The following is a 16,469-nucleotide window of genomic DNA, read 5'->3' on the forward strand; positions in this document are numbered from 1 at the left end:
GGCGCAAGAACGATGAGTAAACATATCTCTCCCCCCTCGACGTCCAATCTTGAAAAATCCCTCCAGGCTCTGACGGAGCCCGTACTGGACCCGCTCTTCTGGACACCGCAACTTCTGGGCAAGGCCAGCGCATGGTGGACCCACACACCGTTTGCGTTCTGGATCATTTCGGCTTGCAAGCCCGGCTTGCTGGTGGAGCTTGGCACCCACAACGGCGTGTCGTACGCAGCCTTCTGCGAAGCGGTTGCGCGCCTCAAGTCAGCAACGCGTTGCTACGCGGTGGACACCTGGGTTGGCGACGAGCACGCCGGGAAATTCGATTCGCAGATTTACTACGAGCTTCGCGACTTTCATGACAAGCACTTCAGCGCTTTTTCGGAGTTGCTAAGGTCCACGTTCGACGACGCGCTGCCGTATTTCGCAGACGGATCGATAGATGTATTGCACATCGATGGCTTTCACACCTTTGAGGCCGTCAAGCACGATTTCGACACATGGCTTCCCAAACTTTCGGACAAGGCTGTCGTGCTTTTCCACGACACCAACGTGCGATCGGGCGACTTCGGCGTCTTTCGCTTCTTCGCCGAACAGGTCCAGAAATATCCGTCCTTCGAATTCCTGCATGGACACGGCCTCGGCGTGCTGGCAGTCGGCAAGAACGCGCCGGAAGCTATCCTCGATCTTTGCAATCTCGAAGCAGAGCGCGCTGATTCCGTTCGGAATCGGTTTTCGCATCTTGGGGCGCGGTGGTTCGTCACCACCCGCGAGCAACTGGGCTCGGCCGAGCTGAACCGCCGCATCCATGAAGCCGGCGCGCAGCAAGAACCGGTTCGCGCGGAACTTGCGCAAGCCGTTGCTGCGTGTGCTCAGGAGACCGAAGCTCGCGTCCGGGCCGAGGCCAGGGCGAGGGAACTAGCAGGGGAAGTTGCCCGCACAACCGCCCGGATGCAAACGCTCGACCGAGAGATCGACAACGCAGGCGCCCAGACAGCGCGAGCTGAAGCCTCTGCGCGTGCGACGGCCCTCGCGCACGAGCAGGCAGCCCAGCGAGTGGCCGAACTGCGCGACGTCAGTGCGCGATTGTCGGTCGACCTGGAGAATGTGCGCACCGCCCTGAAAACGGCGCAAGAACACGCCGGGATGCAGCAGCACGACGACGCGACGCTCAGAGAAATCATCAGGATGAAGGAGGGACGGATTGCCGCACTGATGAAGCGCTTCGCAAACCAGCAGAGCGATGCATCCCTGAGCGTCAAGGCAAAGGTACGACGACGCTTGCGCAGATGGGGTGCCCGTTTGGCAGGAAAGCAGACCGACGTCGCGGCCATCGAGACCGTTCGGTACTCGCCCTATTTCGACCGGGACTGGTACTTGAGCACTTATCCCGATGTCGCCTCCTCGGGCATCGATCCCGCACAACACTATGCGCTTCATGGCGCATTCGAGGGACGTGAGCCCGGCCCATGGTTCTCCGGTACCCAGTACCTGCGCAACTACGAGGACGTAGCCGCTTCGAAGATGAACCCCCTTTTGCACTACGTGCACTTCGGTGCTCAGGAGGGCCGCCACGCCGGACTGCGCGAAGTGGAAAAGGCGGTGCCCACACTCGCCTTGCCAGGCCGCCCCTTCTCCATCTTCTATGTATCCGGAGAGCCCGACACGCCCGGCCACTCCTACCGCATCGCCCGCTACCTGGACGCCGCACGGATGAACGGCGTGCCCGCGACCTGGGTTCGGCTGGATCAGATCGAACAGAACTTCGACCTGATCTCGCGGCACGACGTGATGATTCTCTGGCGCACGCCCTGGACACCCGGACTGGAAGGGGCGGTGCGGCGAATGCGCGAGCAGGGCAAGAAGATCGTGTTCGATATCGACGACCTCATGATCGATCCCGATCTGGCCGACACCAAGATCATTGACGGCATCCGCTCGAACGCGCATCCCCAGAACGCCGTACGCGAGTTGTTTGAGAGCGTTCGAAAATCCATGCTCGCCGCCGACGTCTGCTTCACAAGCACCCAGGAACTCGCATATCACATGCGATGGTCCGGCAAGACGACGCATGTCCTGTTCAACGGCTTCGACAATCACACGCTCGAACTGTCTCGCAGTAGCGCAAGTCAATGGCGCGACGCGCGAACGGACAATCTGATTCGCATCGGCTATGCAGGTGGTTCGAAGACCCATCAACGCGACCTCGGTCTTGCCATCGAAGCCATTGCGCGCGTCCTTCGAGACAATGAAATGTGCCGCCTGGTTCTTTTTCAGACCAGCAGCGGAGCTCGATTGGTCGAAGTGGACGAATATCCGGTCATGACGGGGCTCGAGGACCGTATCGAATGGCGCCCTTTCCAGACGCTCGACAGCCTGCCCAGGGAAATGGCACGCTTCGACATCAATCTCGCACCGCTGGAATTCGGCAATCCGTTTTGCGAAGCCAAGAGCGAATTGAAGTTTTTCGAAGCCGCGCTGGTCAAGGTCCCGACCATTGCCTCGCCAACGGGACCGTTCAGGCGGGCGATCGAACACGGGGTGTCGGGATTTCTTGCCGCTACCGCCGACGACTGGTTCCATTACCTCTCCAGCCTCGTATCGGACAAGCTGCTTCGGCAGAGGATCGCCCTGGCGGCCTACCACAGTGCCCTGGCCGGATATGGGCCGCTGCAGCGCGCAAGCCAGTTCGGGCGCGTGCTCGATCAATTGCAAGGCGAAGCGCTGGCTGCACGTGCCTTCGCGCTTGACGCCCACCTTCGCTCAATGCCGAGCGCTCGCCCGGAGCTGCTGCCGCTTGATATCCTGTTCGAGCACCCGGCGAGCACATCTGCCGAGGTCTCGGTGGTCGTTCCGCTGTACAACTACGAGCAGTTCATTGTCGAGACGCTCGACTCGGTGCGGGCCCAATCGTTGGCGGTGCTCGATCTGGTGGTGGTGGACGATTGTTCCACCGACGATTCGCTGGAAACGGCGCTCGCCTGGGCTCGGCAGCATGCACCGCGCTTCAACCGCCTCGTGGTGGCCCGGAACAGATCGAACCACGGCCTCGGGCTTACGCGCAACGCATGCTTCAACCTGGCGGACAGCCCTTATGTGCTTCCCCTGGACGCAGACAACCGGTTGCTGCCGAGATGCTGCGAGGAGCTCCTGCGTGCCATGCGCTCCGAGGAGGTCGCTTTTATTTACCCGACCATCCAGCATTTCGGCGCATCGAGCGAAACGATCGGCGCGTCGCGGTACGAAGCACACCGGTTCGTCGCCGGGAACTACATCGATGCGATGGCGCTTGTCTCGAAAGAAGCCTGGGCCATCGTCGGTGGATACAACCACGTCAGGCATGGATGGGAAGACTACGACTTCTGGTGCAGGCTCGCCGAGCAAGGTCAGCGTGGTCACTGGGAACCTCAAACGCTGGCGGAGTATCGCGTGCACGCCGCGTCGATGCTCAAATCGGAGACCACCGTTCCGGAGAACTACCGGCGCTTGATTGAAACCTTCAAGAAACGTCACCCGTGGGTGTCCTTGATCGATGAACGACTCGCCCGCAAGCCTGCGGCGCTGAGCACTCACCTGAGCACCCAGTCGTCGCCATCTCGGCTTCAGACGCTGCTGCCGCTCCTTCGCTGCCCCAGAACCCACCTCAAGCTGATCCTCGACACGAAGCGGAATGCCTTGGTCAGCGTGGACGGCTGGCTCGCTTGGCCACTCGTCGATGGCCGTGTCGCGCTTTGCGACGGCATGGGCGAGCCCGAAATCAAATCCTCGGAGCATGTGAGCAACGAACTACCTCCAGAGGCACTGGTGCTGGTGAAGGAGAGCCCGGGATGGGTGCTGAATCTGAGCGGCGGAGGCTCGCACGAGAAGTTCGCGAATGTGGTCGAAGTCGAGTACGCCCTCTTTCGGCACACCGACGTCGTAGCAGACGCGCACGTTCTTCCGTTCGACGATGAAGTTTTCGACGCTGTGATCGTCATGAACGCATTCGAACATTACCGCGAACCGCAGAAGGTCGCATCCGAACTCTTCCGCGTCTTGAAGCCGGGAGGCCGCATCCTGATTCGGACGGCCTTCATGCAGCCGCTGCACGAGCGGCCTTGGCACTATTTCAATTGCACCCGGTACGGACTGGCCCAATGGTTCCAACAGTTCGAAACCGAGCGGCTGCATGTGTCGGAGAATTTCAATCCCAACCACTCGATCAGCTGGCTGGCGTCGGAATGCGAACAGGCACTGCGCTCGCACGTCTCGACCCAAGTGGCAGACGACTTTCGTGCAGCGCCCACGGGGAAGCTCGTTGATCTTTGGCGAGACCCTTCGTTGCGGGAAGACCCGCTTTGGCGTGACTTCGAGAGACTGCCCCAGTCAGAGCAGGAGATCGGTGCTGCCGGATTCGAGTTCGCTGGACGCAAGCCCGCATAGACATGGTCGCCAAGCTGAAGAACACCGGAGCGCTCGCCAGCGGGCGCTCCAGCGCGAAAACTCGACTCGATGACAGACGGCCGGCGCGTCAATCCGAAGAGAGTTCGCGCCAACTCTGAATCGATGCTCAGCGGGCCCGGATCATCGTCCCGTAGGCCTGGTCAGTCAGGATCTCTAGCAGCATCGCGTGCGGCACGCGGCCATCGATGATGTGCACCGCGTTGACGCCGCTCTTGGCCGCATCGAGCGCGCCTTCGATCTTGGGCAGCATGCCGCCCGAGATGGTGCCGTCGGCGAACAGGTCGTCGATTTCGCGCGCGCTCAGGTTGGTGAGCAGCTTGCCGTTCTTGTCGAGCACGCCGGGCGTGTTGGTCAGGAGCATGAGCTTCTCGGCCTTGAGCACGGTGGCCAGCTTGCCGGCGACGACGTCGGCGTTGATGTTGTAGCTCTCGTTCTCCTCGCCGAAGCCGATCGGGCTCACGACGGGAATGAACGCATCGTCCTGCAGCGCCTTCACCACGCTCGGGTCGATGGAGACGATGTCGCCGACCTGGCCCACGTCGTGGTGCACGTTGGGGTCGGTGCGGTCGGCCAGCTTGAGCTTCTGCGCGCGGATCAGGCCGCCGTCGCGCCCGGTCAGGCCCACGGCCTTGCCGCCGGCCTGGTTGATCAGGCCCACGATGTCCTGCTGCACCTCGCCGGCCAGCACCCACTCGACGACTTCCATGGTCTCGGCGTCGGTCACACGCATGCCCTGGATGAAACTGCCCTTCTTGCCCAGGCGGTTGAGCGCCGCCTCGATCTGCGGGCCGCCGCCGTGCACCACCACCGGGTTCATGCCGACCAGCTTGAGCAGCACCACGTCTTCGGCGAAGTCGGCCTGCAGGGCCGGGTCGGTCATGGCGTTGCCGCCGTACTTGATGACGATGGTCTTGCCGTGGAACTTGCGGATGTACGGCAGCGCCTGGGCCAGGATCTCGGCCTTGTCGCGCGGGGGGATGTTCAGGACGGGGTCGGTCATGGGCGGTCAGGCTCCAAAGCGAAGGACGAAGGAAATTCTCGCAAAGAAAGATGTCGTCAGGGGCGCAGCCACCTGGGCACCTTGAATCGCACGATCATCAGGTAGGCACCCACGTAGGTCGTGACGAACAGCAGGCAGAACAGCACCAGCACGATGGTGTTGTTCCAGAACAGCACCGCGGGCACCACCGAGAGTGCGGCGAACATCCAGAGGTACGGCGAGGTGCGGTTGTTGCGCGCCAGCAGCTGCCGCGCCTCGTCGTCCGCCAGCGCCACGCGCACGATGCGGCGAAAGATCAGCTGGTGGAAGTGCAGCGCATCGGCCGTGCCGGGCGACTGGCCGCGCGCGAGCTTGCGGTAGATGGAAAACAGCGTCTCCCACACCGGGTAGATCAGGAGCAGCATCGGGAACCACGGCGAGACCACGCGGTGGCGCTGCACCAGCGTCACGCAGGCCACGGCGATCACCATGCCCCAGACGTAGGCGCCGCCGTCGCCGGCAAATATCTTGCCGCGCGGGTAGTTCCAGACCAGAAAGCCGAAGGTCGCCCCCACCAGGCAGATCACCATCGCCGCCAGTTGCCGGTCGCCCACCTGAAGGGCCACGTGCGAGATCGCCAGGCACACCAGCACCGCGACCGTGCCGGCCAGGCCGTTGTAGCCGTCGATGATGTTGAAGGCATGCGGCAGTCCGCCGATGGCGAGCGCCGCGAACAGCACCGTGGCATACGGCAGCATGGCCAGCCAGCCGTCGACCACCGGGACGCCGGTGCGCGAAACGCCCAGGCCGAGCAGCCAGCACACCAGCAGGGCAGAGCCGATGGTCAGGCCCAGCCGGTAGCGCACCTTCACCTGTTGCGTCATGTCCTCGACGATGCCGCCCAGCACCGCGGGCGCAATGCACAGCAGCGTCAGCATCGAGGTCTTGACCGGCCACGACACGTTGAAGGGATCGGTGCCGGTGATGCCGGCGGCCAGCCAGGCCGCCCCCATGCCCAGCAGGATGCCCGCACCGCCCAGGCGCGGCACATGGCCCTTGTGGAAGCGCTGCGGCATGTCGGCGCCGTAAAGCCGTGCGTGCCTGCGCGCCCGGCGCATGAAGAGCTGGACCGCGAAGGCAGCGACGAAGAAACTGATGACGATCAGGGCAATCATGTGTGGGGGTTGGGGAACCCTAGAATTCCCGAGCGAAATTAGACCATGCCAACGCCCCCCTCCCCCGCCCCCTCCGCTCCTTTGCCCCCGATCACCATTTCCATCGTGAGCCACGGCCAGCTTGCCCTGGTGCAGCCGCTGCTCGACCAGTTGGACCGGCACAGCCGCGCGTCGATTGCCAAGGTCGTGCTCACGGTGAACATCCCGGAGCCCGACGTGCTGGCGGGGCAAGGCTGGGGTTTCGAGGTCGAGCGGATCGAGAACGCGGGCCCCATGGGCTTCGGCGCCAATCACAACCAGGCCTTCAGGCGTTGCGCGAGCCCGTGGTTCCTGGTGCTCAATCCGGACATCCGCCTGGACAGCGACGTGCTCGCGCCGCTGATCTTGCAGGCCGCACCTGACGCGGGCCTCATGACACCGCGCATCCTGGAGCCCGGCAAGCCCGCGCCCGAGCCGCACCGGGCGCTGCTCACACCCCTGGAGATCCTCGGGCGCAATAAGCCGGGCTATGTACGGCCCGCCGTGCCCGCGTGGATTCCGGGCCTGTTCATGCTGTTCCGCAGCGATGCCTACCGCCAGGTCGGCGGTTTCGACGAGCGCTTCTTCATGTACGGGGAAGATTTCGACATCTGCGCCCGCACCCGCCTGGCCGGCTGGAAGCTGCAGGTCGGCGAAGACCTGCTCGCGCGGCACGACGCCCAGCGCGCGAGCCACCGCAGCAAGCGCTATCTGTACTGGCACGTCACCAGCCTGCTGAAGGTGTGGCTCTCGGGCGCCTTCTGGCGCTACCGGCGGATGCAGCCACCCCGCCCCTGAAGAGGGCGAAAAGCGTTTGCGAGGACAATCGGGAACGAAAAAAGCAAGCGCGCCTTCACACAGACGATGACGACGACAACGACGAGCCCGACGTTCCACAACGAACACGCCCACCTGGTTCACCCCAAATACCGCCCGGACATCGACGGGCTGCGCGCCGTGGCGGTGCTCTCGGTCCTGGGTTACCACGCGTTCCCGCAGTGGATCAAGGGCGGCTTCATCGGCGTGGACATCTTCTTCGTCATCTCGGGCTTCCTGATCACCACGATCATCCTGGCCAGCTTCGAGGGCGAGGGCTTCAGCTACCGCGAGTTCTATGCCCGGCGCGTGAAGCGGATCTTCCCGGCGCTGGCGCTGGTGCTGGCGGCCACGCTGGCCTTCGGCTGGTACTCGCTCCTGCCCAACGAATGGGAGCAATTGGGCAAGCACGTGGCATCGGGCGCCGGGTTCGTCTCGAACTTCGCGTTCTGGAGCGAGGCCGGCTACTTCGACAACGCGGCCGAGACCAAGCCGCTCCTGCACCTGTGGTCGCTGGCCATCGAGGAGCAGTTCTACATCTTCTGGCCCGTGCTGCTGGGCCTGGCCTGGAAGCGCAAGTGGCGCGTGCTCTGGGTGGTGGGCATCGTGGCGGCGGCGTCGTTCCTGCTGAACGTGACGACCATCCACAGCCACCGCGAGGCCGCGTTCTATTCGCCGCTCTCGCGCTTCTGGGAGCTGATGATCGGTGGCATGCTCGCGTACATGCGGCTGCACCGGCCGCTGCCCAAGCCGGGCTGGGGACGCCATGCGCAGTCCATCGCCGGGCTGGCGCTGATCGTTCTGGGCCTGTGCACGATCCGCGGCGGCAAGGCCTTCCCGGGTTTCTGGGCGATCCTGCCGACGCTGGGCGCCTTCTTCTGCATCGCCGCCGGACCGACCGGCGTGCTGAACCGCTACGTGCTCGCATCCAGGCCGATGGTGTGGGTCGGGCTCATCAGCTATCCGCTGTACCTGTGGCACTGGCCGCTGCTGGCGTACGCGCGCATCCTGGAAGGCAAGCTGCCCTCCGACGGCATCCGGGCGCTGATGCTGGTCGCCGCCTTCGTGCTGGCGTGGCTGACCTACCGTTTCGTCGAACGCCACACGCGCAAGACCGAGAACCCCACGGTGACCTCGGGCCTCGTCGCCGCGATGGTGGGTTTCGTCGTGCTCGGCCTGCTGGCCACCTCGGGCTACTACGTCGGGCGCCACAGCGACCCGTACTTCAACAAGACGGCGGCCGCGGCCAAGGACTGGGGCTATCCGGATGGCCTGAGCCCGATCAAGGTCGACGGCGAGGTGCTGCAGCAGATCGGCCACGGCAAGCGCCGCGTGCTGTTCTTCGGCGACAGCCACATCGAACAGTACGGCCCGCGTGCGGTGGAACTGAGCAAGACCGCGCCCGACACGCTCGATTCGCTCTCCTTCGTGACCTGGGGCGCCTGCCCGCCGATTCCCAACGTGGTCGACGAGCAGAACAACCTCTGCGCGGAACGCCGCGACGGCGGCATGCGCCTGGCGGTGAGCGACAAGTTCGATGCGGTGGTCTTCGGCGGCTGCTGGAACTGCTACTTCTCGGAGACCGACAAGCCCACCGCCGACAACGCCGCGGCGGACCGCTACTACTACCTGGACGGCAAGAACAAACGCCGCTTCATGGGCGGCGGCGGCGCGGACTTCGCGCTCAACACCCTCGAGACGGTCATGACGGCGCTCTCCAAGCACAAGCAGGTCTACCTGCTGCTGGACAACCCGGTCGGCGAAGGCTTCGGCCCCGAGGAGTTCGTGAAGGGCGGCCGCTTGGGCAACATGACCGTCGGACGCATGTCGCCGACCGCGCCCTGGGTGCCGGAACAGAAGGCCCTGCACGAGCGCATGCGCCAGATCGCAAAGCGCAGCGGCGCCATCGTGATCGACCCGATTCCGACACTGTGCGAGAAGGACTGGTGCACGCGGGCGGATGCGGATGCAACGCCGATCTACAAGGACGCCGGGCACCTGCGCGCGCAGTACGTGCGCAAGTTCGCCACCTACATCGACGCCGCGATGACCACGCCCAGGCAGCCAGCAGCGGCAGCGCCGGCCCCTGCTCGCTAGGCGTACAGGCGCCGCAGGCTTCGGATGCCCGGCAGGCGCGTGATGGCGCCGACCAGGCGCACCACGCCCGGCGGGCAGTGGTTGAGCAGGAACAGCGTGATCCGCAGGCGCAGCTTCTTCTTGCGCCCCACATACGGGTTGGCCAGCACCATGGCGCCGTACTCGTTGAGGATCGCGCTCATCTCCTCGCGGTACTGGTCGTCGTTCTTGATCGACTCGATCGCGTGGTTGACGAAGTACGGCTGGAACCGGGGCACCAGGCAATCGCGGAAGTAGTAGCGCCCGCGCAGGTGCTCGTCGGGGAACATCCGGGTGAGCTTCTTGAAGTACTTGAAGCGGCTGCGGATCATCCGGATGCCGAACGACGTGCTCGCCGTGTGGATGCACCAGACGGTGACGGCCTTGTCCACGAAGTAGTTGCTGAAGCCCTTGCGGAAGATGCGCAGGAACAGGTCGTCGTCCTCGAAGCCCATGAACTGCGAATCGAACCCGTCCACCGCCTCGAAGGCCTTGCGGCTCACCAGCGCGGCCGATGGCAGCACGAACATGTCGTTGCGCAGCAGGTCGTTGATGTTGCGCTTGGGGTGCGTCGCGTGCTCCTTGATCACGCCGGTGCGGATCACGTTGCCGTCCGCGTCCGCCTCGTACAGGTCGGCGTAGACGTAGCCGAACAGCCGGTCGCCGGGCGGGATGGAGGCGGCCAGTGTCTCGATGTGGTTGGGCAGGTAGAAGTCGTCCTGGTCGAGAAAGCAGATGAAGTCCGAGGTCGAGGCCTTCACGCCAGCGTTGCGGGCCGACCCCTGGCCGCCGTTTTCCTGGTCGATGATGCGAAACGGGTAGCGCGCGGCCAGCCCGTCGAGCGCGGCGCGCTCCTCGGGGCGCGAGCCGTCGTTGACCACGATCACCTCGGCTGCGGGCACCGATTGCTCGAAGACGCTCTTGACCGAACGCTCGATGAAGTCGGCGCCGTTGTAGAACGGGATGATCACCACGACGCTCGGCCAGGCGGTCGGCTGCGCTGCGATGGTGGAATCTGGGGAGGCGTTCATTGGATTCATGGTTCTTTGGGGGCGAAGCCTACACAGATTCGAAAAGGTCGCGGACCACGCCGCGCACGCCGCGGCCGAACCTGTCGTAGCGGCCGGTCAGGGCTTCGCGGGCGATCGGCCCGATGCGCGCGAGCCGCGACGCGGGCAAGGCGGCGCGAAAGCGCTGGTGCTCGATCTTGCTGCGCACCTTGGCAAGGATCTCGGGCGGCACCCGGTCGCCCAGCTGCACGAGCCGCGCGAGCAGCAGCCCGGCCTTGACCGCCCGCTCGACGTGCGTGTTGCCCCGGGAGGCCAGCGCCTTGCGCACCTTTTCCGCAAAGGTGTCGCGCCGCGCGCCGATCTGGTTGGACTCGTGCTGGCGGTATTCGATGAGGGGCTGCTCCAGCAGGTCGACCCGCGCCGTCGTCGAGGCGACGATGCCCAGCCATTCGTCGTGCACCCACTCGACCGGCAGCGGCAACGCATCGGCCAGCAGCGCGCGGCGAAAGACCGTGGTCGCGCCGGTCACGAGGTTGCGCCGCAGCAGCACCTCGAAGGCGTTGCCGGCATGCACCCGCGCGAGCTCGGAAGGCGTGACCTCCAGCGCATGGAACAGCGTCTGGTTCAGGTCGCGGCGTTCGGCGTCGACCAGGCGCGCATCGGTGTGCAGCAGCAGCAGGTTGGCGTCCTGCTCGAAACGAGCCACCATTTTCTCGAGCCGGTCGGGCATCCACACGTCGTCCTGGTCGCTGAGCGCGATCAGCTCGCTGGTGCAGGCGCTGATGGCCTGCTCGAAATTCTTGACGACGCGCAAGGCGACCGGGTTCTCGAAGACGCGCAAGGCGATCGGCGGGCCCGGGCGCTCGGCCGCGCATTCGGCCACGGCGGCACGCACCACCTGGACCGAGCCGTCGCGCGAGGCGTCGTCGGACAGCACGATCTCGACCGGCGGCCGGGTCTGCAGGCAGATGCTGCGCACCTGCTCGCGGAGGAACCGGGCGCCGTTGTAGGTGCAGAGCGCGACGGAAACTTCGAGGGGACGGGGAGCGTTCATGGATGGGTTGCCGGGGCGCCGCCGCTGCGAGGGTCGCGCGGCGGCCAGGCCAGGTCGAAGTCTTCGGTGTCGAGCGTGAGATTGGGGTTGTAGGCGGGGTCGTGGGCGATGAGTTCTGCCCAACGGCCTTGCATGAACGCGGACTCGCGCGCCAGCCGGTCGCGCGATTCGGCCGCCACGTCCAGGCCGCGGCTTGCCGACTCGTGGTGCAGCAGTTCGGCGTACGGCGTCCACACGTTGCGGTAGCCGGCTTCGCGCAGGCGCAGGCAGAAATCGACGTCGTTGTAGGCCACGCCGAGCTGCGCTTCATCCAGCCCCCCGACCTCTTCGTAGAGCGACTTGCGCACGACCAGGCAGGCGGCGGTGACCGCGGAAAAGTTCTGCACCAGTTGCGCACGGCCGCCATGCCCCGCGGCGGTCGACGGCAGGTGCTTGTGCGCGTGTCCCGCCATGCCGCCGACGCCCAGCACGACGCCGCCGTGCTGGATGGTCATGTCGGGGTAGAGCAGCTTCGCACCGACCGCGCCCACGCCCGGTTGCAGCGCGAGCGAGACCATCTCGCGGAGCCAGTCGGGCGAGATGACTTCGATGTCGTTGTTGAGCAGGCCGACGATCTCTCCGCGCGCCTGCGCCACGGCCGCGTTGTTCAGCGCCGAGTAGTTGAAAGGACGGTCGTCGCGAATCACGGTGATGCCCGGCTGCGCATCGAGCGCGGCGAAGTACGCCAGCGCCTCGGGATCGTCCGAACCGTTGTCGACCAGCAGGATCTCGTAGTTCGGGTAGGCGGTTTCCAGGACGATGCTCTCGATGCACTGGCGGACCAGGTGCGCGCCGTTGCGGGTCGGGATGACGAGCGAGACGAAAGGTGGCGCGTCGGGCAGCGCATGGTGCGTGCGAAGCCCCTGGGGCGTGGCCTCGGCGGTGGCCGCGGTGCCGGTGCGCTGGAAGTGCCGCTCGAGCGCCTGCACGTCGGCGGCGCCGGCTGCTGCGTGCCGTGTGCTGGCGTGGCCCGCATGGCTGAGGATGCGCGGGATGTGGCGGATCTGATCGGCCCGAACACGTTCCACGCAGCGCAATGCCAGGTCCAGACCCTGGGCGTCCCCGGCGGCCGCATCCAGGCCTCCGGCCGCGTCGAACAGGCTGCGCTGTATCACGCCCATCGGAGCGAAGAGATTGCGGGAGAGGAAGAGGTCCGGGTTCCAGTCGGGCTTGAAGCACGGGTCGCTGCGCTGGCCCGCGGCGTCGATCGCGTCCGTGTCGGCATACAGCATGCGGACCCCGGGATGCGCGAGGATCTCCTTGGCGATCGTGAAGAGTGCGTGGGCAGGCAGCGTGCAGCCCGGCTCGAGCCAGACGATCCAGTCTGCTGCATCCACGGGGCCGGCCGGGAAGCCTGCCTGGAGCGTCCACTCCGCGTAGACCTGGGCCTCCAGGGACCGGGTCGTTTGTTGCAACGACGCTGCATTTGCGCCGGCAGCACCGGTCAACACCAGGAAGCGGGGGCGCGCGGGCCACGCGGACATCTCCGCGCGCCGGCTTTCGTGGTTCGCGCTGCTCCCGGGGTTGTCGTAGCGCGCCACCCAGTCGGCATAACTTCCTCGATGGACGGGAACTGCGGGCGGCAGGCCGCGCGCAACGCGCTGAAAATGCCCGCTGGCCCAGCGCAGGGGGGCAGTCAGGCGCCAACTGGTAGATTGCTGCATGGACCGGACTTGCTCTTCGAGCGCCCTCGCCCGCACTTCCAGCAAGCCGATTTGCCGCTGCAGCTGCGCATGGCTCGAAGCAATTTCGGGCCGGCGTCGCCGAAGAAGTGACTGCGCGACCGGCAGCGTTGGCTTACTGAACATTGCTAAAAATCACGAAATAGCAGCTTCCACTGGTTACGGCGCCCCGAATCGGGGCCGGTAAAATTATCCCCTTCTTCACACCCTATAAAAATATGCGCGTCCTTTCAGTTGTGCTCTCGGGGGGGGCAGGTTCCCGGCTTTGGCCCGCATCGCGCCAGGCGTTCCCCAAGCCCTTCATGAAATTGGGGGGCTCTTCCTTGCTGCAGCAGGCCATCGAGCGAGGCCAGGCCTGTGGCACCGGCGATCTGATGATCGTCACCAACAAGGACCATCTTTTTCTTACAAAGGACGTGCTGCGACAAATGAGCGACCCGCCGGAAGCCACCCTGCTTCTGGAGCCGAAGGGCCGCAACACCGGCCCGGCCATCGCCCTTGCCGCGCTGCAATGCATTCAGCAATTCGGCGGCGACACGGTCATGCTGGTGCTGTCGGCCGACCATCTTGTGCCCGACGTCGAAGCGTTCGTAGCCAGTGCGAGCCAGGCATTCAGGCTTGCCGCGCAAGGTGGATTGGTGGTTTTCGGCATCAGCCCGACTGGACCGGACACCGGTTTCGGCTATATCGAGGTGGCCAAGGTTTCGCGCGACAACCAGCCGGCGAAGCGTTTCGTCGAAAAACCGGACCTCCAGACCGCCCAGGAATATCTGGCAACCGGCCGCTACTACTGGAACAGCGGCATGTTCTGCTTTACGGCCGATGCGATCGTCGCGGCATTCGAAAAATACACACCGGAGTTGCTGGCCGCGGCACGCCATGCGTTGAAGTCCTCGCAAGCCACCGGCAACACCATTCAGTTCGATCTGCATGCCTTCGGCCTTCAGCCGGACATCAGCATTGACTACGCGGTCATGGAGCCGGCGGACAACGTCTACGTGGTGCCGGCCAAGTTCAGCTGGAGCGATGTGGGTTCTTGGCCCGCGGTCGCCAAGGCACACACGCCCGACGCAAGCGGCAACACCATGCCCTCGGATGTGGTCGCCATCGATACCACGGGCACCCACGTACAGGTCGACAGCCATGGCCCCAAGCTGGTTGCCACATTGGGGGTGCATGATCTGGTGATCGTCGACACACCCGATGCGCTGCTCGTGGCCCACAAGAGCAGCGCTCAGGAAGTGAAGCGGGTCGTCGACACGCTGAAAGCCCGCAAGCACGAAACCGTGCATCTGCCCGCCGTCGTTCACCGCCCGTGGGGCACCTATGCTTCGCTCAAGGAAGAAGATGGGTACAAAGTCAAACGCATCACGGTGAAACCGGGAGAATCGCTTTCCCTGCAATATCACCACCAGCGCGCCGAGCATTGGGTTGTCGTGCAGGGGCGCGGCATCGTGCAGATCGGCGACCTCGAACACGTCACCCTACCGGGCCAGTACCGGTACATCCCACTGAAAGAGAAACACCGCTTGACCAATATCGGCGAAGAAGAACTGGTGCTCATCGAAGTCCAGTGCGGCGGCTACCTGGGCGAAGACGACATCGTCCGCCTGGCAGACACCTACGGACGCGCATGAGCCAAGTCCACTCCAACCTCCATCGAAGCGCCGTGGTCGACTGGTGGGAAGGCACCCGCCGTACCGACATCTGGTGGACCCTGGCCTGGTTCGACATCGTGCTGCGCTACCGGCGTTCGATGCTCGGGCCGCTGTGGCTCACGTTGAGCATGGGCGTCATGATCGGTGGCATGGGGCCGCTGTACGCCTCGCTGTTCGGCAGCGAGCTCTCCAGGTTCTTTCCACATCTGGCACTCGGCGTCATCTTCTGGGGCTTCTTCTCCAGTGTGGTGACCGACTCGTGCAACGCCTTTGTCGGATCTTCGAACTATCTGAAACAGGGCTACTTCCCGATCAGCCTGTTCGTCTGGCGCAGCCTTGCGCGCAATCTGATTCAGTTCGGCCACCAGATCGTGCTGTACATCCCCGTGGCCATTTGGGCAGGCATCTCGCTTTCCTGGTCGGTGCTGTTGATCTTGCCGGCGTTCGCGATCCTGATCGTCAACGCGCACGCATTGGGGCTTCTGCTTGGCCTGATCTGCACGCGCTATCGCGACGTGACCCAGATCGTGACCAGCGTGATGCAGATGCTGATGTTCCTCACGCCAGTGTTCTGGCTGCCGGAAAATCTTCCGAGTCGCGCCAAGTACGTGCTCTGGAACCCCTTCGCACAGATGCTCGACCTGCTGCGTACACCCCTGATGGGCGGTGTGGCACACATCCACAGTTGGATCGGGATTGGTGTATGGACAGTGCTCTGCCTTGCTGCTGCGGCCTTGCTGTTCGCCAAATACCGTCGCCGCGTCGTCTACTGGCTCTGACCCATGGCATTCATTTCACTTAAAAACGTAGCCGTCAACTTTCCGATTTATGGGGCAGGCGCTGCATCACTCAAGAAGACCCTCGCGGCTTCTGTCACCGGTGGGCGCTTCGGCAAGGAAACCGGCGTCACGGTAGTGCAGGCGCTCAGCGGCATCAACATCGAGCTCAAGAGCGGCGACCGACTTGGCCTGGTGGGCCACAACGGCGCCGGCAAGTCGACACTGCTGCGTACGCTGGCCGGTGTCTATGAACCCTCTTCGGGTGAATTCGCTCGCCAGGGCACGGTCGCCAGCCTGATCGATCCCTCGCTCGGCATCGAAATGGACGCCACAGGCGTCGAGAACATCATGCTGCGCGGACTCGTGATGGGCATGAGCAAGAAGCAGATCGACCAGCTCACGCCTGAAATCTGCGAGTTCAGCGGACTGGGCGAATACGTCAACATGCCGGTACGCACCTATTCGACCGGCATGATGATGCGGCTGGCATTCTCGATCTCGACCAGCGTCGAGGCCGACATCCTCCTCATGGATGAATGGCTGTCAGTGGGGGATGCCGAGTTCACGGAAAAGGCCGAGAAACGCATGCGGGATGTGGTGGCGAAGTCCGGCATCCTGGTGCTCGCCTCTCACTCGCCGGAGTTGATTGCCAAGGAATGCAATCGCGTGATCCACCTGGAGCACGGGCGGATCGTCGAGCGATAGGC

General features: G+C 64.5%; 11 protein-coding genes. 6 read left to right on the top strand and 5 right to left on the bottom strand.

All coding sequences use genetic code 11. The annotated features are described in order from the left end of the window. The first annotated feature begins 12 nt into the window (after positions 1–12). A complete protein-coding gene (locus BM133_RS28810; RefSeq protein ID WP_093441733.1) occupies positions 13–4,416 on the top strand; it encodes a glycosyltransferase in 4,404 nt (1,467 codons plus the stop codon). 127 nt (positions 4,417–4,543) lie between these two features. Here BM133_RS28810 and argB read toward each other — a convergent pair whose 3' ends face one another. Together argB and BM133_RS28820 are read right to left on the bottom strand one after the other, a co-directional pair. Continuing rightward, complete coding sequence (gene argB, locus BM133_RS28815; protein ID WP_093441736.1) at positions 4,544–5,437, bottom strand: acetylglutamate kinase; 894 nt, start codon at positions 5,435–5,437, stop codon at positions 4,544–4,546. A gap of 56 nt (positions 5,438–5,493) precedes the next feature. Then, entirely contained in the window at positions 5,494–6,591 is a 1,098-nt protein-coding gene (locus BM133_RS28820; protein WP_093441738.1) for a glycosyltransferase family 4 protein, read from the bottom strand. A gap of 45 nt (positions 6,592–6,636) precedes the next feature. On the opposite strand from BM133_RS28820, the gene BM133_RS28825 reads away from it, so the two are divergent. Together BM133_RS28825 and BM133_RS28830 are read left to right on the top strand one after the other, a co-directional pair. After that, the gene (locus tag BM133_RS28825) at positions 6,637–7,407 is read left to right on the top strand and encodes a glycosyltransferase family 2 protein (protein ID WP_093441740.1); all 771 of its coding nucleotides are present in this window, start codon (positions 6,637–6,639) and stop codon (positions 7,405–7,407) included. 66 nt (positions 7,408–7,473) lie between these two features. Further along, positions 7,474–9,522 (top strand): acyltransferase family protein, encoded by a 2,049-nt coding sequence (locus BM133_RS28830; protein WP_093441743.1) that lies wholly within the window; start codon positions 7,474–7,476, stop codon positions 9,520–9,522. Here the strand turns inward: BM133_RS28830 and BM133_RS28835 are convergent. From BM133_RS28835 to BM133_RS28845, 3 genes are read right to left on the bottom strand one after another with little or no spacing between them, the layout of a single operon-like run. Continuing rightward, the gene (locus BM133_RS28835; RefSeq protein WP_093441745.1) at positions 9,519–10,571 is read right to left on the bottom strand and encodes a glycosyltransferase family 2 protein; all 1,053 of its coding nucleotides are present in this window, start codon (positions 10,569–10,571) and stop codon (positions 9,519–9,521) included. The genes BM133_RS28830 and BM133_RS28835 overlap by 4 nt on opposite strands. Before the next feature lie 28 nt (positions 10,572–10,599). Then, positions 10,600–11,604: a glycosyltransferase family 2 protein gene (locus BM133_RS28840; RefSeq protein WP_093441748.1), complete on the bottom strand. Its 1,005-nt coding sequence runs from the start codon at positions 11,602–11,604 to the stop codon at positions 10,600–10,602. Beyond that, positions 11,601–13,058, bottom strand: a complete 1,458-nt coding sequence (locus BM133_RS28845; protein WP_177224966.1) for a glycosyltransferase family 2 protein — start codon at positions 13,056–13,058, stop codon at positions 11,601–11,603. The genes BM133_RS28840 and BM133_RS28845 overlap by 4 nt, the downstream gene beginning before the upstream one ends. Before the next feature lie 485 nt (positions 13,059–13,543). Here BM133_RS28845 and BM133_RS28850 point away from each other — a divergent pair, with 485 nt between their 5' ends. From BM133_RS28850 to BM133_RS28860, 3 genes are read left to right on the top strand one after another with little or no spacing between them, the layout of a single operon-like run. After that, entirely contained in the window at positions 13,544–14,962 is a 1,419-nt protein-coding gene (locus BM133_RS28850) for a mannose-1-phosphate guanylyltransferase/mannose-6-phosphate isomerase (RefSeq protein WP_093441753.1), read from the top strand. After that, a complete protein-coding gene (locus BM133_RS28855; protein ID WP_093441756.1) occupies positions 14,959–15,762 on the top strand; it encodes an ABC transporter permease in 804 nt (267 codons plus the stop codon). The genes BM133_RS28850 and BM133_RS28855 overlap by 4 nt, the downstream gene beginning before the upstream one ends. A 3-nt stretch (positions 15,763–15,765) precedes the next feature. Beyond that, positions 15,766–16,467: an ABC transporter ATP-binding protein gene (locus BM133_RS28860; protein ID WP_093441758.1), complete on the top strand. Its 702-nt coding sequence runs from the start codon at positions 15,766–15,768 to the stop codon at positions 16,465–16,467. Positions 16,468–16,469: the final 2 nt, after the last annotated feature.

This window comes from Variovorax sp. 770b2, assembly GCF_900115685.1.
Lineage (GTDB): Bacteria > Pseudomonadota > Gammaproteobacteria > Burkholderiales > Burkholderiaceae_C > Variovorax.